The sequence below is a fragment of the Stenotrophomonas sp. RIT-551 genome (assembly GCF_026241915.1).
In the GTDB taxonomy this organism is placed as follows: Bacteria; Pseudomonadota; Gammaproteobacteria; order Xanthomonadales; family Xanthomonadaceae; genus Stenotrophomonas; species Stenotrophomonas bentonitica_A.
Genome location: NZ_JAPJIU010000003.1, coordinates 194,426 through 213,563 on the forward strand (window position 1 = coordinate 194,426; position 19,138 = coordinate 213,563).

Annotated in this window: 15 protein-coding genes and 2 pseudogenes; 10 read left to right on the forward strand and 7 right to left on the reverse strand. The window is 68.5% G+C overall.

What is annotated here, in order from left to right; genetic code table 11:
• Positions 1 to 20 precede the first annotated feature (20 nt).
• Together ORK51_RS05370 and ORK51_RS05375 are read right to left on the reverse strand one after the other, a co-directional pair.
• On the reverse strand, positions 21 to 2,840 hold the full coding sequence (locus ORK51_RS05370) for a beta-glucosidase (RefSeq protein WP_083279757.1): 2,820 nt from the start codon (positions 2,838 to 2,840) through the stop codon (positions 21 to 23).
• A gap of 268 nt (positions 2,841 to 3,108) precedes the next feature.
• A complete protein-coding gene (locus ORK51_RS05375; protein ID WP_266084437.1) occupies positions 3,109 to 3,552 on the reverse strand; it encodes a winged helix-turn-helix transcriptional regulator in 444 nt (147 codons plus the stop codon).
• Positions 3,553 to 3,627: 75 nt separating this feature from the next.
• Here ORK51_RS05375 and ORK51_RS05380 point away from each other — a divergent pair, with 75 nt between their 5' ends.
• From ORK51_RS05380 to ORK51_RS05405, 6 genes are all read left to right on the forward strand, one after another.
• Entirely contained in the window at positions 3,628 to 4,968 is a 1,341-nt protein-coding gene (locus tag ORK51_RS05380) for an MFS transporter (protein ID WP_266084438.1), read from the forward strand.
• Positions 4,890 to 5,324 (forward strand): VOC family protein, encoded by a 435-nt coding sequence (locus ORK51_RS05385; protein ID WP_070425312.1) that lies wholly within the window; start codon positions 4,890 to 4,892, stop codon positions 5,322 to 5,324. Before ORK51_RS05380 ends, ORK51_RS05385 begins: the two co-directional genes overlap by 79 nt.
• A 257-nt stretch (positions 5,325 to 5,581) precedes the next feature.
• The gene (gene imuA / locus ORK51_RS05390) at positions 5,582 to 6,199 is read left to right on the forward strand and encodes a translesion DNA synthesis-associated protein ImuA (RefSeq protein ID WP_019185067.1); all 618 of its coding nucleotides are present in this window, start codon (positions 5,582 to 5,584) and stop codon (positions 6,197 to 6,199) included.
• A gap of 9 nt (positions 6,200 to 6,208) precedes the next feature.
• Positions 6,209 to 7,624 (forward strand): Y-family DNA polymerase, encoded by a 1,416-nt coding sequence (locus ORK51_RS05395; protein WP_266084439.1) that lies wholly within the window; start codon positions 6,209 to 6,211, stop codon positions 7,622 to 7,624.
• Positions 7,621 to 10,722 (forward strand): error-prone DNA polymerase, encoded by a 3,102-nt coding sequence (locus tag ORK51_RS05400; protein ID WP_261996812.1) that lies wholly within the window; start codon positions 7,621 to 7,623, stop codon positions 10,720 to 10,722. Before ORK51_RS05395 ends, ORK51_RS05400 begins: the two co-directional genes overlap by 4 nt.
• Positions 10,723 to 10,832: 110 nt before the next feature.
• On the forward strand, positions 10,833 to 11,339 hold the full coding sequence (locus ORK51_RS05405; RefSeq protein ID WP_019185064.1) for a hypothetical protein: 507 nt from the start codon (positions 10,833 to 10,835) through the stop codon (positions 11,337 to 11,339).
• On the opposite strand, the gene ptsJ is transcribed toward ORK51_RS05405, so the two are convergent.
• A complete protein-coding gene (ptsJ, locus tag ORK51_RS05410; protein WP_266084440.1) occupies positions 11,306 to 12,634 on the reverse strand; it encodes a MocR-like B6 salvage transcription factor PtsJ in 1,329 nt (442 codons plus the stop codon). The two genes, ORK51_RS05405 and ptsJ, sit on opposite strands and share 34 nt — an antisense overlap.
• 88 nt (positions 12,635 to 12,722) lie before the next feature.
• Here ptsJ and ORK51_RS05415 point away from each other — a divergent pair, with 88 nt between their 5' ends.
• The gene (locus tag ORK51_RS05415; RefSeq protein WP_266084441.1) at positions 12,723 to 13,490 is read left to right on the forward strand and encodes a YggS family pyridoxal phosphate-dependent enzyme; all 768 of its coding nucleotides are present in this window, start codon (positions 12,723 to 12,725) and stop codon (positions 13,488 to 13,490) included.
• On the forward strand, positions 13,487 to 13,723 hold the full coding sequence (locus ORK51_RS05420; protein ID WP_019185061.1) for a hypothetical protein: 237 nt from the start codon (positions 13,487 to 13,489) through the stop codon (positions 13,721 to 13,723). The genes ORK51_RS05415 and ORK51_RS05420 overlap by 4 nt, the downstream gene beginning before the upstream one ends.
• A gap of 271 nt (positions 13,724 to 13,994) precedes the next feature.
• On the opposite strand, the pseudogene ORK51_RS05425 reads toward ORK51_RS05420, so the two are convergent.
• Positions 13,995 to 14,315, reverse strand: a pseudogene (locus ORK51_RS05425) (helix-turn-helix transcriptional regulator); the annotation flags it as partial.
• 1 nt (position 14,316) lies between these two features.
• On the opposite strand from ORK51_RS05425, the pseudogene ORK51_RS05430 reads away from it, so the two are divergent.
• A pseudogene (locus tag ORK51_RS05430) lies at positions 14,317 to 14,760 on the forward strand (aldo/keto reductase); the annotation flags it as partial.
• Between the two features lie 199 nt (positions 14,761 to 14,959).
• Here the strand turns inward: ORK51_RS05430 and acuI are convergent.
• The 3 genes from acuI to ORK51_RS05445 form a co-directional block, all read right to left on the reverse strand.
• On the reverse strand, positions 14,960 to 15,946 hold the full coding sequence (acuI, locus tag ORK51_RS05435) for an acrylyl-CoA reductase (NADPH) (protein WP_266084442.1): 987 nt from the start codon (positions 15,944 to 15,946) through the stop codon (positions 14,960 to 14,962).
• Positions 15,947 to 16,183: 237 nt separating this feature from the next.
• Positions 16,184 to 17,047 (reverse strand): S1 family peptidase, encoded by an 864-nt coding sequence (locus ORK51_RS05440; protein ID WP_266084443.1) that lies wholly within the window; start codon positions 17,045 to 17,047, stop codon positions 16,184 to 16,186.
• Between the two features lie 70 nt (positions 17,048 to 17,117).
• On the reverse strand, positions 17,118 to 17,558 hold the full coding sequence (locus tag ORK51_RS05445; protein WP_266084444.1) for a MarR family winged helix-turn-helix transcriptional regulator: 441 nt from the start codon (positions 17,556 to 17,558) through the stop codon (positions 17,118 to 17,120).
• 93 nt (positions 17,559 to 17,651) lie between these two features.
• Here ORK51_RS05445 and ORK51_RS05450 point away from each other — a divergent pair, with 93 nt between their 5' ends.
• Positions 17,652 to 19,136: an FAD-dependent oxidoreductase gene (locus tag ORK51_RS05450; RefSeq protein ID WP_266084445.1), complete on the forward strand. Its 1,485-nt coding sequence runs from the start codon at positions 17,652 to 17,654 to the stop codon at positions 19,134 to 19,136.
• Positions 19,137 to 19,138 lie beyond the last annotated feature (2 nt).

Consider the following 19,138-nt stretch of genomic DNA (forward strand, 5'->3'; position numbering starts at 1 on the left):
GTCGTGCCCTGCCCGTCAGCTCAGCGGACCACCTGCCCGGCCAGCTCCAGCGGCACGCGCTGCACCGGTGCATTGGCCGCGCGCGAGAGCTGCACTTCGTACTGCCCACCGGCGATCTTCCACTGCTTGTCGGCGGTGTCGAAGCTGGCCAGCGTCTTCGGCTCGGCCTCGATGCGGATCCGGCGGCTTTCGCCCGGCTGCAGCGTCACCTTCTGGAAGCCGATCAGGCGGATCGGAGTGGTGCTGCCCTGCGGCAGCTGCAGGTACAGCTGCGGCACATCCGCACCGGCGACCTTGCCGGTGTTGCGCACGTCCACGCTGGCGACCACGCGCTGGCCTTCCACCACCACCGTCAGGTTGTCGTATCCGAAGCTGGTGTAGGACAGGCCATGGCCGAACGCGTACTGCGGGGTCAGGCCCTTGGCGGCAAACCACTTGTAACCGACGTTGGCGCCTTCGATGTCATAGTCGATGGTGTCATCCGGCTTGTTCTTCGGGTTGAAGCCCAGGCCATTGACGTGCGGGCGCGGCAGCTGGCTGACATCCACCGGCCAGGTCACCGGCAGGCGGCCGGACGGATTGACCTTGCCGGTCAGCAGCGCGGCGATGCCTTCGCCACCGCGGATACCCGGATACCAGGCCTGCAGGATGGCCGGCACCTGCTGCAGCCACGGCAGCTCGACCGGGCCATTGGTTTCCAGCACCACCACCGTCTTCGGGTTGGCCTTGGCCACCCCGGCGATCAGCGCGTCCTGGTTGTCCGGCAACTGCATGTGCGGCAGATCGACCGACTCGGCCGACCACTGCGTGGCGAACACGATGGCGACATCGGCCGCAGCGGCAGCGCGCGCGGCGGCCGCGACATCGCGGCCATCCACGTAATCGATGCGGGCATCCGGACGCTCGGCGCGCAGCGCTTCCAACGGAGAGGACGGGTGGAAGATCACCGGGCCCGGCCAGGTGGTCGGCATCACGCCCGGCACCGCATTGGTGCCGCGGGCGGTCCATCCCACCATCGAGGAACCACCACCGCCGATCACGCCCTTGTCGGCATGCCCACCGATGATGACGATGCGCTGCACATCCTTGCCCAGCGGCAGCAGGTCATCGGCATTGCGCAGCAGCACGCTGCCTTCTTCGACGGTGCGCTGCGCGGCCAGGAAGCCGGCCTCGTCATCGATCGGCTCGTGCACCGGCGGCAGGTCGAAGTTGCCGTGCGCGAACATGGTGCGCAGGATGCGGCCGACCATGTCGTCCAGGCGCGCCTGCGGCACGACGCCACCGGCCACGGCCAGGCGCAGCGGCTCATCGAAGTAGACCGCCTTGTCGAACACTTCACCGGCCGACTGCTGGTCCAGGCCGGCCAGCGCCGCCTTCGAGCCGCTGTGCACGCCGCCCCAGTCGGACATCACGAAACCGGGGAACTTCCATTCCTGCTTGAGCACCTCGTTCATGAGGTAATCGTGTTCGCAGCCGTAGGTGCCGTTGATGCGGTTGTACGAGCACATCGCCGAACCCGGCTTGCCGATGTCCATGGCGATTTCAAACGCCAGCAGGTCCGATTCGCGCATCGCCTGCTCGCCAATCTCGGCGCTGTGGAAATTGCGCGAGGTCTCCATGTCGTTCAGCGCGAAGTGCTTCATCGTGGAGATCACGTGCTGGCTCTGCACGCCGCGGATCGACTCGCCCACCAGCACGCCGGCCAGCAGGGGATCTTCACCGGCGTATTCGAAGTTGCGGCCGTTGCGCGGGTCGCGCTGCAGGTTGACGCTGCCGGCCAGCAGGATGTTGAAGCGCTGCTGCCAGGCTTCGCGACCCATGGTGGCACCGCCGGCGAAGGCGATGTCCGGGTTCCAGCTCGATGCGGTGGACGGGCCGGACGGCATCGCCGTGGCATGGTCACCCTTGCGCAGGCCACCCGGGTTGGTCACGCCGACGCCGGCATCGGCCGACTGCTGCGCCGGAATGCCCAGGCGCGGCACGCCCGGCACGAAGCCGGCCGAACCGACCGCACCTTCGGGCAACGGGCCGCCGTCCTTGCCCAGCCCGAAGTAGCTGTGCAGCATCTGGAACTTCTCGTCCACGGTCATCTGCGCGACCAGTGCCTTGGCACGGGCATCGGCGTTCAGGCCGGTGTCCATCCATGGCGTATCGCCACCGACCGGCGCGGTGTAGCCCAGGGTCAGCAGCGTGGCCGCGGTGGTGCCCTTCTTTCCGTCATGGGTGCGCAGCTTGATGGCGGCCGAGGTAGCCGACTGGAAGCCGTCGCTGAAGTAGCTTTCGTTGGCTTCCAGCGCGACACGCGACGGATCGAAGCCGGCGGTGGTGGCCGCATCGGCACTCACCGCGCCCAGCAGCACGGCCGGTGCGCCCAGGCGTGAGCCGGTGACCAGCGGCGGCAGCGCCGCGGCATCGGCGGCACTGGTGTACAGCGCGACCACATGGCGGCCATCGTTGAGGCGCAGGTAATTCAGCGACGGCTGTTCGGTGCCCGACTCGGCCTCGATCGGCAGGCGGGTCAGCACGACGCTGCCGGTCTGCTGCGCGGCGGCCGGATCGGCGGTCACGAAACGATAGTGATAGCCCAGCGCATCGGCCAGACCCTGCAGCGGATCCACGCGGTCGGCGCGGCGCTCCACGTTGCGCACCGTCACGGCATCGACCTGCAGCTGTTCCAGCTGTGCGGCGACCACGGCCGCATCCAGCTCACCCGGGGTCTGTTCCAGGGTCAATACGGTGAACGCGTCGGTGGCGGCGGCCGGGGCAGCGGCCCAGGCGGAAGCGCTCAGCGAGAGCGCGATGGCGGCCGTCAGGGCCAGGGGCTTTGAAATCGTTTTCATGAGCGGACGAAACACCTTTGCTTGCGCAATAAATCCAGGGAGTCTTGCCGCAGAAGGGTGCAGCGCCATATCGGCGGGAACCACGCGCAGGGGCGCGGAACCGTTTACAACGCAAGGCGATGACGGCTACGTCCAGGCCCCTCCGCCCGTCGTGACAGCCGCACCACCCGGGAGGCCCTTGCCGGCACCTCACCCCGGAAGAGTGTCCGAGCGTGTTCATGCCTGTCAACAGGATGCTTACATTTGAGACGGCGAAACCCGCCCCGAATCAGGGCGACGGCGGCTTGATCACCTGGGTGTCGGCAGCCGCCACCACCTGCCCATGCTGGTCACGCGGCTGCATCAGCGCCAAGGGCAGGCCATCGCTGTCGGCCTGCAGCACCGAGCGCGGCTCGCCCGGCGCGAACAGGAAGGCCTCGCCCCACTGCCGCAGCGCCACCACCAACGGGAACAGCGCGCGGCCGCGTTCGGTGAGCACGTACTGCTGGTAGCTGCGCCCCTCCTCCAGCGGCTGCTGCGCCAGCACATCGGCCTCCAGCAAGGCCTGCAGGCGCTGGCTGAGCATGCTGCGCGACATCCCGAGGCGGCGCTGGAAATCACTGAAGCGCCCTGCTCCATCGAACGCCTCGCGCACGATCAGCAGCGACCAGCGGTCGCCGACCAGGTCCAGCGCGCGCCCGACCGGGCAGGGTGTCATCGACTCGGTGGCCATCAGGATTCTCCGCTCATAGTTTCATTTTAGAACCACATCCTGCAGAATCAACTGGTTCTATTTTGAGACTTACTGATGGCGACCAGCGCATCCGGCACTGCCCCCTCCCCGCTCCCCTCGTCCCTGCTGATGCTGTTCGCCTGCGCGGCCGGCCTGAGCGTGGCCAATGTCTATTACGCCCAGCCCCTGCTGGACGCCCTGGCTGCCGACCTGCAGATCAGCACCGGCCGCGTCGGCACGGTGATCGCGGCGACCCAACTCGGTTCGGTCGCCGCCTTGTTATGGATCGTGCCGCTGGGCGACCGCATGGACCGCCGCCGCCTGATGGCGGTCCAGACCGGCGGCCTGGTGCTGGCGCTGCTGGCCGTCGCGCTGGCCACGCAGGCCTGGAGCCTGCTGCTGGGGATGCTGGCGGTGGGCCTGCTCGGCACCGCGATGACCCAGGGGCTGATTGCCTACGCCGCCGCCGCGGCGGGCGAGCACGAGCGTGGCCGGGTGGTCAGCGCCGCACAGGCAGGCGTGGTGGTCGGGTTGCTGCTGGCACGGGTGGTGGCCGGGGCGGTGGCCGATCTGGGCGGTTGGCGCGCGGTGTACCTGCTCTCGGCAGTGCTGATGATCGTGACCGGCACCCTGTTGTGGGCACGGCTGCCGCGATTGCCTGTGTCGGCCGCACACAGCGCGCGGACCGGCTTGTTCGCGCTGCTGCGGCAGCAGCCGGTGCTGCGCCAGCGCGGCGTGCTGGGCCTGCTGCTGTTCACCGTGTTCGGGGTGTTCTGGAGCAGCATGAGCCTGCCACTCAGCGCGCCACCCTATGCCCTCAGCCACACCGCCATCGGCGCTTTCGCGTTGGTCGGCCTGCTCGGTGCGTTGGCCGCGGCCCGCAGCGGGCACTGGAGTGACCGGGGCCATGCCGGGCGGGTCACCACCGGGGCCCTGTGGCTGATGCTGCTGAGCTGGGCGCCGATCGCGGCGATGTCCCATCACCTGGGCTGGCTGGTGCTGGGCGTGCTGCTGCTCGATCTGGCCGTGCAGGCGCTGCACGTCACCAACCAGAGCCGGATCCTGGCCGCCGCACCGCACGCGCAGGCACAGGTGATCGCCGCTTACATGCTGTTCTACGCGGCAGGCAGCGGGCTGGGCGCGTTGGCCGGCAGTGCACTGTATGCCGCTTTCGGCTGGCCCGGGGTGTGCATGGCCGGCGCTGCCGTCTCGCTGCTGGCACTGCTGGCGTGGTGGGCGATGCGGGGTTATCACACCATCACCGGTGGTCATGAGCCCAGCCCGGTTCCCGGTGGATCGCCGATCGATAATGACCGCTCACGTCCCGGAGCGACCGCATGCCCCCACACCGCCACTTCGATCAACTCTGGCGCGACCGCAACGACACCTCCCGGCAACGCAGCCCGCGGGTGCTGATCCGGGTGTTCGTCGGCCCGGGCGAACTGGAAGCGCGGGTGGCGTTCTACGAGCAGTTGCAGGGCGTGGTGGCCGATGCGGGTTTCCCGTTCCCCGAGGCCGGCCTGCGCCTGGCGATGGTCGGGGCGTTCCTGCTGATCGAAGGCGCGCCGGACAAGCTGGCCCCGTTCACTTCCACCACCGGCACGCTGCTGGTGGATGACGTGCAGCCGTACTACGACCGGCTGGTGGCGGCCGGGGCGCAGATCATCTTCCCGCTGCAGGTGGTGCCGACCGGCGCGGCCTTCAACGCCGTGCATCCGGACGGCACCGTGGTCGAGTACGTGCACCACCGGCCTGATCCGCAGGGGCGCTAAGACCCCGCTCGGTGTACATCGACAGGGCGCCGAGCCCCCCCTCCCGTGTAGATCCACGCCATGCGTGGAGGCTCTCGCTGAAGCATTCAGCACCCTCAACCGGTTCGGAATCCGGCTGTCGAATTCGTTAGCATTTTTACTAATTGCGGGTAGGATTGTCGGTCTCAGCCTTTGACACGCGTGCTGCCGATACTCGCCGCCATGCCCTTGTTTCCCGCCCGTTTCCGCCTGCTCCAGCCCTGCCGGGAGGCCCGCTGATGGGCGCCGTGCTGGCCCTGGACCGGCTGCTGGAAACCCGCCGGGTCTGGCGGGGGCAGCCGCGTACGGCGTTCCCCGAGGTAGCGCCGCACCCGACCGGCCACCCGGCACTGGATGCCCGCCTGCCCGGTGGTGGCTGGCCGCCCTCGGCCCTGTCGGAAGTGCTGCTGGCCTCGCCCGGGGTCGGTGAGCTGGCGCTGGTCTGGCCGACCCTGGCGCGGTTGAGCCAGCAACAGCAGACCGTGGTGCTGATCGCCCCGCCGCACCTGCCGCATGCCCCGGCCTGGGCACGTGCCGGGCTGGCACTGAGCCAGGTGCAGGTGGTCCAGGCCAGCCCGCGCGATGCGTTGTGGGCGGCCGAACAATGCCTGCGCTCGGCAGCCTGCGCCGCAGTGCTGTGCTGGCCGCAGCAGGCCGATGACCGCGCGCTGCGCCGGCTGCAGGTGGCCGCTGAAACCGGCCAGTGCCTGGGCTTTTCCTTCCGCGATGCCCGGCATGCGCGCAATCCCTCCCCGGCCGCGCTGCGCCTGCAGCTCGACGATGGCCAGGTGCGGGTGCTCAAGTGCCGTGGCGGGCTGGCACCGGCGCAGCCGCTGCCGCTGGCCGTGGCCCATTGAGCCGCCGCCGTGGATTGGGCCTGCCTGCTGCTGCCGCACCTGGCGCTGGATGCCGCCCTGCGCCAGCAACCCGATCCGGACGCGCCGCTGGTGCTGGTCACCGGCCCGGCGCAGCGGCGCGTGCTGCACGCGGTCAGCCCCTCGGCCCGGCAGCTTGGGCTGCGCCGCGGCATGCTGCTCTCGGCCGCGCAGGTGCTGACCCGCGACATGCTCATCGTGGAGTACGACCCACGCGCCGAGCAGGCCACCCGCCAGCTGCTGGCCAGCTGGCTGTACGGCATCAGCTCGCAGGTCAGCCTGGATTTTCCGCATGCGATGGCGCTGGAAATCCGGGCCAGCCGCGCGCTGTTCGGTGATTGGCCGAAGGTCGAGCAGCGGCTCACCCGTGGCCTGACCGAACTGGGTTTCCGGCATCGGCTGGTGGCCGCACCGAATCCGCATGCCGCCAGCGTGCTGGCCCGCGTGCATGGCCGGCTCGGCGTGGCTGCACCCCAGCTGGACGCGGCCCTGGCCCAGGTGCCGATCGAACGCAGCGGGTTGCCGGCCGAGGCGGTCACGGTGCTCGCGCGCTCGGGCCTGCGCACGCTGGGCGCCGCGTTCGGCCTGCCGCGCGAGAGCCTGGCCCGGCGCTTTCCAGCGCAGGTCCTTGCGCATCTGGATGCACTGCGCGGCATCAGCACGCCACCGCTGCGCTATTTCCAGCCACCGGACCGCTTCGATGCGCGCATCGAGTTCGAGTACGAGGTCGAGTCCACCCAGGCGATGCTGTTCCCGCTGCGGCGCCTGACCGCCGATCTGGCCGCGTTCCTGTGCTCGCGCGATGGCGGCGTGCTGCAGTTCGATCTGTGGTTCGAACACGAAAACCACCCCGACACACGGCTCTCGATCGGCCTGCTCGCCCCCGAACGCGAACCGGCAATGCTGTTCGAACTGGCCCGCAACCGCGTCGATCATCTGCAGTTGCCCGCCGGCAGCCGTGGCCTGCGCCTGCAGGCCGAGCAGCTGCCGCCGTTCGTCCCGGCCGCACGCGATCTGTTCGACCCGCGCCCGCAGCAGGCGATGCCATGGGAGCAGTTGCGCGAACGCCTGCGTGCCCGGCTCGGCGATGACGCCGTGCAGGGGCTGGGGCTGCGCGCCGACCATCGGCCCGAACGCGCGACCGGCGATGCCAAGGGCGCCCCCAAAGCACCGCCGCCGCCGCTGCCAATGCGCCCGGGCTGGTTGCTGGCCCAGCCGCAGGCGCTGCAGGATCCACACCTGCGCATCCTGTCCGGACCGGAACGGATCGAATCGGGGTGGTGGGATGCCGGGGACATCCGCCGCGACTATTACGTGGTGGAAACCACGCAGGGCCAACGCGGGTGGGCGTATACCGCCGCCGATGCACGCAGCGGGCCGTTCATGCTGCACGGCTGGTTCGCATGAGCGCGCCCCTGCCCGACTACGCCGAGCTGCATTGCCTGTCGGCCTTCAGTTTCCAGCGTGGCGCGTCCATCGCCGAGGAGTTGTTCGCGCGTGCCAAGGGCCAGGGCTACCGCGCGCTGGCGATCACCGATGAGTGCTCGCTGGCCGGCATCGTGCGCGCCTGGCAGGCCGCGCAGAAGCACGCGCTGCCCCTGATCACCGGCGCCGAATTCCAACTGGAAGACGGCCCGAAACTGGTGCTGCTGTGCACCGACCAGGGCAGCTACGCCGCGCTGTGCCAGCTGATCACCACCTGCCGTCGGCGTGCACCCAAGGGCGAGTACCGCTGCCTGCGCAGCGACATCGAGCAGTTGCACGCCGGCCTGCTGTGCCTGTGGCCGGCACCTGCCCCGGCCATCGAGGATGCGCAGTGGCTGCAGGTCTGCTTCCCGCAGCGGCTGTGGCTGGCGGTTGAATTGCACCGCGAGGCCGACGACCGCGCGCGCCTGCAGCGCCTGCGTCGTTTCGGCCGCGACCAGGGCATTCCATTGGTGGCCAGCGGCGATGTGCACATGCATGTGCGCCGCCGCCGCGCGCTGCAGGACACCCTCACCGCGATCGGCCACCACTGCACGCTAGGCGAAGCCGGCTGGCGGTTGTTCCCCAACGGCGAGCGCCACCTGCGCACCCGCCAGGCCCTGGCCACGCTCTACCCACCCGAACTGCTGGCCGAAACCCTGCGCATCGCCGAGCGCTGCCACTTCGATCTCAAGCAACTGCAGTACACCTACCCACGCGAACTGGTGCCGGCCGGCCACGACCCGGCCAGCTGGCTGCGGGTACTGGTGGAAGAAGGCATGCAATGGCGGTGGCCAGCGGGCGAGACGCCCCGGCAGCGCCACCAGATCGAACACGAGCTGGCGCTGATCCATACCAAGCAGTACGAGTCCTATTTCCTGACCGTGCACGACATCGTGCGCTTCGCGCGCGGCCAGCAGATCCTGTGCCAGGGCCGCGGCTCGGCCGCCAATTCCTCGGTGTGCTACGTGCTGGGCGTGACCGAGATCGATCCCAGCGAGATGGAGCTGCTGTTCGAACGGTTCATCTCCGCCGAGCGCGACGAGCCGCCGGACATCGACATCGACTTCGAACACGAACGCCGCGAGGAAGTGCTGCAGTACGTGTTCAACCGCTACGGTCGCGAGCGTGCGGCACTGACCGCCGTGGCGATCAGCTACCGTGGCCGCAGCGCGGTGCGCGATGTGGCGCGGGTGCTGGGCCTGCCGCCGGACCAGGTCAACGAACTGGCCGCCTGCCTGGACCGCTGGAGCAGCCACGAGCCGCTGCCCGAGGCATTGCGCGAACGCGGCTTCGATCCGGAGACCCCGTTGATGCGGCGCGTGGTGGCGCTGACCAGTGAACTGGTCGACTTCCCGCGCCACCTGTCCCAGCACCCGGGCGGTTTCGTGATCTCCGAACATCCGCTGTCCACGATGGTGCCTGTGGAGAACGCGGCCATGGCCGACCGCACCGTGATCCAGTGGGACAAGGACGACCTGGACGTCACCGGCCTGATGAAGGTCGACTGCCTGGCACTGGGCATGCTCACCGCGGTGCGCAAATGCCTGGCGATGCTGGAAGCGCATGGCGGACCGCCGATGACCATGGCGAAGATTCCGCAGGGCGATGCGCCCACCTACGACATGATCTGCCGCGCCGATACCCTGGGCGTGTTCCAGATCGAGTCGCGCGCGCAGATGGCGATGCTGCCGCGCATGCAGCCACGCTGTTTCTACGATCTGGTGATCGAAGTGGCGATCGTGCGCCCGGGCCCGATCCAGGGCGACATGGTCCACCCGTATCTGAATCGACGGAAGCGGCTGAAGGAAGAAGGCATCGAAGAGATCGACTACCCGCCCGCCCTGGAGAAGGTATTCAAGCGCACCCTCGGCGTGCCGCTGTTCCAGGAACAGGTGATGCAGCTGGCCGTCGCCGCCGCCGGCTTCAGCCCCGGGCAGGCCGACGCACTGCGCCGCTCGATGGCGGCGTGGAAACGCCACGGTGGGCTTGAGCCCCACCGCGACAAGCTGCTTGCCGGCATGGCCGCCAATGGCTACAGCCGCGACTATGGCGAGCGCCTGTTCGACCAGATCAAGGGCTTCGGCAGTTATGGCTTTCCGGAAAGCCACGCGGCCAGTTTCGCGCTGATCACCTATGTCAGCTGCTGGCTCAAGTGCCACCACCCTTCCGCGTTTGCCGCCAGCCTGATCAACAGCCAGCCCTTGGGCTTCTACACCCCGGACCAGATCCTGCAGGACGCGCGCCGCCATGGCGTGCCGGTGCTGCCGGTGGATGTGCGCTACAGCGCATGGGACTGCACGCTGGTGCCTCCCGCCTCGCCGGGCCGGCCGTTCGGCATCCGGCTGGGGCTGCGCCTGATCGATGGCTTCAGCGAAGATGTCGCCACCGGCGTGGTGCAGGCACGCACCCGCGCGCCCTTCGACAGCGTCGCCGACCTGAGCCAGCGCGCCCGGCTGGACCGTCGCCATCAAGGCCTGCTGGCCGATGCCGGCGCACTCAAGGGCTTGAGCGGCCATCGCCATCGCGCGCGCTGGGAAGTCTCCGGCGTGGAGAAGCCGCTGCCGCTGTTCGAGACCGCCCGTGCCACCACCGAAGCCGCCGTGCCACTGCCGCTGCCCAGCGCCTTCCAGGACATGCAGGCCGACTACAACACCACCGGCACCACGCTGGGCCGGCACATGGTCTCCTTCATCCGCAGCCAGCTGCGTCAGCGCCGTTGCCACCGTTCCGACGAACTGGCCGCATTGCCACATGGGCGCAGCGTGCGCTTTGCCGGGCTGGTACGCATGCGCCAGCGCCCGCAGACCGCCAGCGGGGTCACCTTCCTCACCCTGGAAGACGAATGCGGCATGGTCAACGCGGTGGTCTGGCGCAAGATCGCCGACCGGCAGCACCGCGTGCTGGTCGAAGCCCGGATGATGCAGATCGATGGCCGCCTGGAACGCGTGGACGGCGTGCAGCACCTGATCGTGCGCCAGATGCACAACATCGATACGCTGATCGATGGGGTGCGTACCCACAGCCGCGATTTCCGCTGAGCCATCCCGTGACCGGGTTCACGGTCTGGTGGTAATTCCAGAATTTTCCGACTGGTGCCGTCAACGGCCTATCCGCTATGGTCGCAACCTTCCAAGGATCCGGAGAACCCATGTCGCGCGCCCTGACGCTTACCACGCTGGTCGTCTCCAGCCTTGCCCTGGCCGTCTCCGGCTGGACCGCGCTGCGCCTGCACCAGAGCCAGTCCGATGAGCGCGTCATCACCGCACGCGGCCTGGTGATCCGCGATGCCAGCGGCCAGGCGCGGGTGATCCTCGGCGCACCGGTGCCCGATCCACTCACCAAAGGGGTCACCCAGGGGCCGCGCGCCTCACCGCTGTCGGGCCTGATCCTGCTGGGTGCCGACGGTTCCGAGCGTGGCGGCTACGGCACCGCCGATGTCGGTGACGAGGCCATCCTCACCCTGGACGATGCCAGCGGCACCACCGAAGTGTTCAAGGTCACCGCCAATCCGGACCGCGGCGCGACCCTGGTGGTCAAACACCAGAACAGCACCGGCGCGATGCTGACCTCCTGGCAGGGCAAGCCGGAACTGATCTTCCTCAACGAGGACGAACAGTCGCACTACGTCAGCCCCAACGCTGCCGCTGCCCCCTGAACCCCGGCGGCCAGCGCCTCGCGCAGATCCCGGGCGAAGCGCCTTGCGTCGGTCGCGGTCAGCGTGGCGGTGGTGATCCGCACCCCGTGCACCGGCGTGTGGACCGAGAACACTTCGCCGCCGCGCACCTGCCAGCCGCGCTGGGCCAGGGCCATCACCAGCGGCTGGCTGTCACGCTGCAGCGGCAGCCACAGGTTCAACCCATCCATCTGCGCGCCCACCGCGATGCCTTCGGGCCGCAGCGCCTGCCGCAGCACCTCCCGGCGCGCCACGTAATCATCCCCGGCCCGTTTCATCCGCGCTGCCACCCGGCCAGACCCCAGCGCCGCGGCCGCCGCGTCCTGCAGAAGATGGCTGACCCAACCGGTACCCGGTGCCATCCGCAGGCGTAACCGGGCTGCGGTTTCGGCATCACAGCCAATCAACGCCAGGCGCAGGTCCGGCCCCAATGACTTGGACAGCGAGCGCAGCAACGCCCAACGCCGGGTCGTTGGCGGAATCACCGCGTGATACGGCTGCCGGGACAACAATGCGAAATGGTCATCGACCAGCACCAGCACCTGTGGGTAGCGCTCCAGCACCTGGCGCAGCGCGCGCGCACGTCGCCGGCTGAGGCTGGCGCCGGTGGGATTGTGCGCACGCGGGGTCAGCAGCACCGCCCGCGCGCCGGCGGCCAGCGCCTGTTCCAGCGCCTGGGCCTGCATGCCCTCGTCGTCGATCGCCACCGCCACCGCGTCGTAGCCGGCGGCACGCATCGTATTGAGGCTGCCGAGGAAACACGGGTTCTCGACCGCCACGGGATCACCGGCCAGCAACCAGCAGGCCAGCACACGTTCGATCGCATCGACCGCGCCGTGCGCCAGCTCCAGCGCATAGCCGGCCGGACAATCCGAAGCCAGCTGCTGATGCGCTAGTTCAGCCAGCACCGGATCGATCGTCGCTGCGCCATACAGGCGTGGCGGCCGCGCCGGCAACAACGCGCGCAGGTCCGGCAGGCAGCGCGGGTCCGGATTGCCACTGGCCAGATCGTGCAGTGCCGAGCCCGCCTGCGTGCCCTCCTGCGCCCCAGGGCTGGGCCGTGCACTGACCACGGTGCCGCGCCGGCCCTGGGTCTGGGCCAGACCGGCCGCGTCCAGTCGCTTGTAGGCCGACGCGACCGTGTTGCGGTTGATCCCCAGTGCGAGCGCCAGATCGCGGACCGGGGGCAGCAGCTGCCCGGGCACCAGCGCGCCACTGAGGATCTGCTGGCGGATGCTCTCGAACACCGCACTGGCGGTCTGGCCGGTGATTTTCATTTTGTCCTATGCCAATATGCTCATCGTCACGGGACAGTGTTGCACGTGCGCTGCCGCCTTGCAGCCGTCCCCGCTTCCGGAGCTCCCCATGCCCATCGCTGCCCCCACCTGGCCCCAGGCCACCACTGTCGACGAGATCCGCCACAACCTGCAGGCGGTCCGCGAACGCATCGCCCGCGCCTGCGCGCTGGCCGGCCGCGATCCGGCCAGCGTACGGCTGCTGCCGGTCAGCAAGACCGTCGATGAAGCCCGCCTGCGCATGGCGTGGGACGCCGGCTGCCATGAGCTCGGCGAGAACAAGGTGCAGGAAGCCCAGCGCAAGGCCGCGGCCATGGCCGACCTGCCCGGCCTGCGCTGGTCGGTGATCGGCCACCTGCAGACCAACAAGGCGCGCGACGTGGCGCGCTTCGCCAGTGAGTTCCAGGCGCTGGACAGCCTGCGCGTGGCACAGGCACTGGATCAGCGGCTGGAACTGGAGCAGCGCACGCTGGACGTGTTCGTGCAGGTCAACACCTCCGGCGAGGACAGCAAGTACGGCCTGGACCCGATCGAGGTCGCCGATTTCGTGCAGCAGCTGCCGGCGTTCTCCAACCTGCGCGTACGCGGGTTGATGACGCTGGCAGTGTTCTCGCCCGATCCGGAACAGGTACGGCCATGCTTCGCGAGACTGCGCGACCTGCGCGAGCGGCTGCGCCCCACGCTGCCGGCGGGCATCAGCCTGGAGGAACTCTCCATGGGCATGTCAGGCGACGTCGAGATCGCCATCGAAGAAGGGGCTACCGTCGTGCGCGTCGGCCAGGCCATCTTCGGTGCGCGCTCCACCCCGGACAGCCTCTACTGGCCGAGCCCGGCATGAGCCACTATCGCTTGATCATCCATTGCCACGATCAACGCTGGGGCCAGTTCGACAGCGAGGGCCCGCAGGCCCGCGAGCACCTCATCGCGCTGGCCGCCCGACTCCCCGATGCGGACGGTTTCCGTCTGCAGTGGCAACAGGCGATCGGGGAGCAACGGCTGCTGCACAGTGGGCCGGACGGACTGAAGGTGCTCAGCAGCGAGCCGGTGTACCGGGACATGCCTGCGCCCTGAACGGCCGCACCCCGGGTTCACTCCAGGGCACCCATCGCACGCCGATGCGCCGGCCGACACCGGATGTGCCATGCTCGCCCCGTTGCAACCCACCTGGAGAGCGTCATCATGGCCAAAGGCCTGAACCAACAGAAAGAGCAGAAAAAGAAACCTGCCAAGACCGCCAAGGAAAAGAAGGCGGAAAAGAATGAAAAGAAGACCACCCGCGGTTTCGCACCGGTCTGACGGCGGCCGCCCGCAGTTGCGCGGGCATCATGGGAGTGCGGCCACACTACGGTGTCCCGCAGCTCCTCCCCTCCGCCAACCGCAGCCGCTGGGCATCGGTCGCCGGGGGCAGGCCGAACAGCCGTGAGTAGTCCCGGCTGAACTGCGAAGGGCTTTCATAGCCCACGTTGAAGCCGGCCCCGGCCGCATCCAGGCCATCACTGACCATCAGTCGCCGCGCCTCCTGCATCCGCAGCTGCGTCCTGAAATCCAGCGGACTCATCGCCGTGACCGCCTTGAAGTGCGCATGGAAACTGGAACGGCTCATGCCCGCGATCCCGGCGATCTCTTCGATCCGGCAGGCCTCCCGGAAGTGCGTGCGAATCCACGTGCTGCCCTGGTCCCCGCTCGGCGGTGGCATCCTGACCGGCAAGTACAGCCACGCCGATCTCTCCGATGAGAACAGTGCGGACGTGGCGAGCAGTGGCAAGGGCGTGATCGCGTCAATCGGCCATCTCAACGAACGCTCGCTGGCGATTGCCACGGTAGTGGGCGAGGTGGCCGAAGAGCTGGGCGTGACGCGCTCGCAGGTGGCCATTGCCTGGACGCTGGTCAATCCGGCCGTGGTCTCGCCGATCATCGGCGCCCGTACCGTCGCGCAGGCCGAAGACAACCTCGGCGCGCTGGAGATCGTCCTCAGCGAGGCGCATCTGGCCCTGTTGGATGAGGCCAGTGCACCGGCACCGATCTTCCCCGCCCGCTTCATCGGCCGGCCGATGGCCCAGCAGTTGATCTTCGGCACCGCCACGCTCCGCGGGGAGATCCGCCGATGAGCCGGCTGCCGCTACGCTGATCGCCCTGGACGGCAAGCCGTATCACAACGACTACGTCTGGATCTTCCGCATGCGCGATGACACGGCGGTCGAGGGGAACGTGTCCTCCGCCGGATCCCCGCCAAGAAGGCCCCCTGACGCCGCCGCACCTTCGCTGGTATGCCGGTCACCTGCGGTGGCCACCGTGGGCATTCACGCCTCAGGCGTTGACGTCGACCACGGTGCGGCCCTGCACCCGCCCCTGCAGCACCTGGCCGGCCAGCGCCGGCACCTCGGCAAGACTGATCATCTGCGTGGTGCGGGCCAGCTTGCCCAGATCCAGATCGGCCGCCAGGCGCGTCCACGCCTGTTCGCGTGCGGAATACGGCGCGTTCACCGAATCGATACCGGCCAGGGTCACATTGCGCAGAATGAAGGGCAGCACGGAGCCCGGCAGATCGGCCCCCTGGGCCAATCCGAAGGCGGCGACCACGCCGCGATAGCGGGTCTGCGCCAGCACGTTGGCCAGCGTATGGCTGCCCACCGTGTCGATCGCACCGGCCCAGCGTTCCTTGGCGATCGGCGCGCCCGGCTCGGACAGCGTCGCGCGGTCAAGAATCTCGGCGGCGCCCAGTTCCTTGAGGTAGGCGGACTCCTCCAGCCGGCCGGTCGATGCCACCACTCGATAGCCAAGCGTGGACAGCAGCGCGATGGCGATGGAGCCGGCACCGCCGTTGGCACCGGTCACCAGGATGTCCCCCTGGTCCGGTGATACACCGCCATGCTCCAGCGCCAGCACCGACAGCATCGCGGTGTAGCCGGCCGTACCGATCGCCATCGCATCGCGGCTGGTGAACGCCTCGGGGATCTTCACCAGCCACTCGCCGGGCACGCGTGCCTTCTGCGCATAGCCGCCGTGGTGGGTCTGGCTCAACCCCCAGCCGTTGACCAGCACACGGTCACCAGCGGCGTAACCGGGATGGCTGGAGGTCTCGACCACACCGGCCAGATCGATACCGGGGATCAGCGGGAAGGTACGGATCACGGGTGAGCGACCGCTCAGCGCGAGGGCATCCTTGTAGTTCACCGTGGAGTACTCCACGGCCACGGTGACGTCGCCGGGCATCAGGTCCTGCTCGGTCAACTGGACGACACCGGCGCTGATGGCATCGCCGGTCTTGGTGGCAAGGAGGGCGTTGAAGGACATGGGATCTCCGGTTGCGGTGCATGAGGGACAGTGCAGACCAGACCAGTGTGCGCACCTGGCCGTACCGTGGCGTTAAATTGCTGGGATCACTCCACAGTACAGAGCAGGGGCTCCGCCCGGAGATCGGCAGGAAGATGGCCGGCATGTCGGGCACCACACCGGAGAACATGGAGCTGTTCCTGGTGACCTGCATCAGCAGTACGGCGGTGCCGAAGGCCTACCTGAAGTCCATCGGCGTCAGCGAGGCGGAGATCGATCAGCTGAAGGTACGGTTGGATCAGGTGGGCTGGTGTGTTCATCCATCACGCGCCGGATCCACTCCGCGTAATGACTCATCCGCACATTGCACGTCACCTGCTCGTATCGCCCGGGCCGGGCCGTCAGCACATTGCCCTGGACGACTTTCCACGACCCCTGCCCGGCCAGCAGCCACTGGCCATCGTGCTCGACGAGCACGGGGCCACCGCTGTCACCGTTGCCCAGCGCACCCTCGAGCGGCAGCGCTTCTGGTGGTGCATCGAAGACATAGCAGAGCCAGCGGTCGTAGGCACTGGTGATCCGGTTGAATGCACGCCGGAGCTCAGTGCGATTGGGGCCATTGGGAGAGTGCCCGGTAGCACCGGTACCCGTCGCGCCCTTCCCCAGGATCTTTGCCACCTGACCGGCCTCGTCGCTGCCGCCGTAAAGCGCAACAGGCGCGACGTCGGTGACGGGCGTCTTCAACTTGATCAGGGCAACATCATCGCCCGAGGCCAGAAACACCACGATCAGCATCGCCTCGCCACTGGCCATGGCCTGGTCGATCAACGTCTGCGGCAGCGTGCGATGGCCGGGATGGGTGACGACGCGCTCGACGTCCCGGGCACTTCCATTGATCACCACCTGCTTGAGGTCGGCATGCATCGGCAGCGTGTGCGCGGCGGTGAGCACCCACTGCGGTGCGATCAGCGCACCGTGGCCTTCGCCGGGCATGTCCACGAGGGCGGGAAATTCGGTGGCGGGAACGCGGTACCGCGCATCGTCCACGTCGTCGCGGATGACGATGGCATGGGCGGTCGAGGACGCGACCGTGAGCAGGGCAAGAAGCAGGAATCCTTTCACGTGTGATGCCTTGAGGGTCTGACAGGGGCGTCCAAGCGACGGGCGGTGGGCTGAAATCTGCGCTGCGTCGTTACGGCTCCCGCTCACGGGCTTCCAGCGCGCTGGCGAACTTTGCCATCAAACGCACCAGCTCAGATACCTCCTGCGCGGGCCACGACGCGAAGATCTCACGACCGATCCGCTCGCGTGCGGCGTCCAGCCGATCCGTCATCTCCTTGCCCTTCGGGGCGATGGTCGCCTCCCGGATACGGCGGTCCTGGGGGTTGCCACGACGCGTGACTAGCTCCATCGCCGCCAGCTTGGCGACCTGCCGGCTGATGGTGGTGTAGTCGCGGCCCAGCCGATCGGCCAGCTCAACCACTCCGATCGGCCCGACCCGCTCGATCACCACCAGCAGGCGGAACAGGGCCTGGTCCAGCGTCACCCCGGCCTCCTGGATCAGCCGCTCATCATTGCGCGGCCGGTTCATCACGCTGGCGAGGCTGACCATGGAAAGGTGCAGCGACTTCAATGCGGAAGAATTATGTGTATCTTGCACCTTATTTTTCGCAGGCATAGCATCCCCTCCAAGTAAGTGCATATTACACACACCTGGAGCGGCACAATGGGCAATACCCCTGATGTAGTGATCTGTGGTGCCGGCGCCGCCGGCCTCACCCTGGCCATCGAACTGGCCCGCCGCGGCGTGGCATTCCGCCTTGTGGAGCAGCGGGAACAGCCCTTCCATGGCTCACGTGGCAAGGGCATCCAGCCGCGCAGCCAGGAAATCTTCGAGGACATGGGCATCGTCGACAGACTGTTCGCCGCCGGCGGCCTCTATCCAGTCTCGCGGTCGCACCATGCCGATGGCACCTGCACGGACGCCGCGGTCATCGAGGCCGCCCCGGCAACACCGGCCGAACCCTATCGGCGGCCGCTGATGGTGCCGCAGTTCCTGACCGAGGCCGTGATGCGCGATCGCCTCGCCGAGCTGGGCCACCGGGTCCAGTTCGGGCACGCAGTGATCGGGTTGGAACTGGACGCCAACGGCGTAAGCGTCCGCCTTGCCACGTCAACGGGCGAGCAGACCGTGCGCACGCGCTACCTGGTCGGCGCGGACGGCGGTCGGAGTTTCGTACGCCAGGCACTGGACATCGGCTTCCCGGGCAAAACACTGGGCGTGCGAGCGGTGGTGGCCGACATCGTGCTGCACGGTCTGCCGCGCGATGCCTGGCACAACTTCAACGAAGACGACCCGCAGCGGCGGATCTCGCTGTGCCCGCTGATGGGAACGGCGCTGTTCCAGCTGCAGGCCCCCGTACCGCTCGACGGTGACGTGGACCTTTCCGTCGACGGGCTGGCGGACATGGTGCGCGTGCGTACCGGCCGCAATGATCTCGCGGTGCTCGATGTCTGTTGGGCCTCGGCGTACCGGATGAACGCGCGATTGGCCGACCGGTACCGCGACGGCCGCGTGTTCCTCATCGGCGACGCCGCCCACACGCATCCGCCCACGGGCGGCCAGGGCCTGAACACCAGCGCGCAGGACGCCTACAACCTCGGTTGGAAACTGGCGACGGTGTTGAAGGGTGCGCCGCAGGCCCTGCTGGATACCTACGAGCAAGAGCGCCGCCCCATTGCAGCCTCGATGCTCGGGCTTGCCACGACGCTGCTCGCCCAGGCCCGGCGCGGCGACAACCGCCGCGGGCGCGAGGTCCAGCAGCTCGATCTCGCCTATGCTGAATCGTCACTCACGCTGCCTGCCGAGGCCCGCAGCGGACGCATTGCGCCGGGCAACCGGGCGCCGGATGCGCCGCTGCAGGGCGCGGGTGGACAGCGCGTGCGCCTGTTCGAGGTGCTGCGCGGAACGCATTGGACATTGCTGGGTCACGAAGCGGACCGCGGCGCAGCACCGTCGAGAAAGGGGTTGCATGTCCATATCATCGGCCACCGCGGCGACCTGCGCGATGCGGAGGGGCACTTCGTCGAAGCCTATGGCGTGCAACCGGGCGACTGGCTGCTGATCCGGCCCGACGGCTACGTCGCCGCTGTCGTCGACACGCCGCACCTGGCGGCGCTGCTGGCGCATTTTGAACGCCATGCGCCGTGACG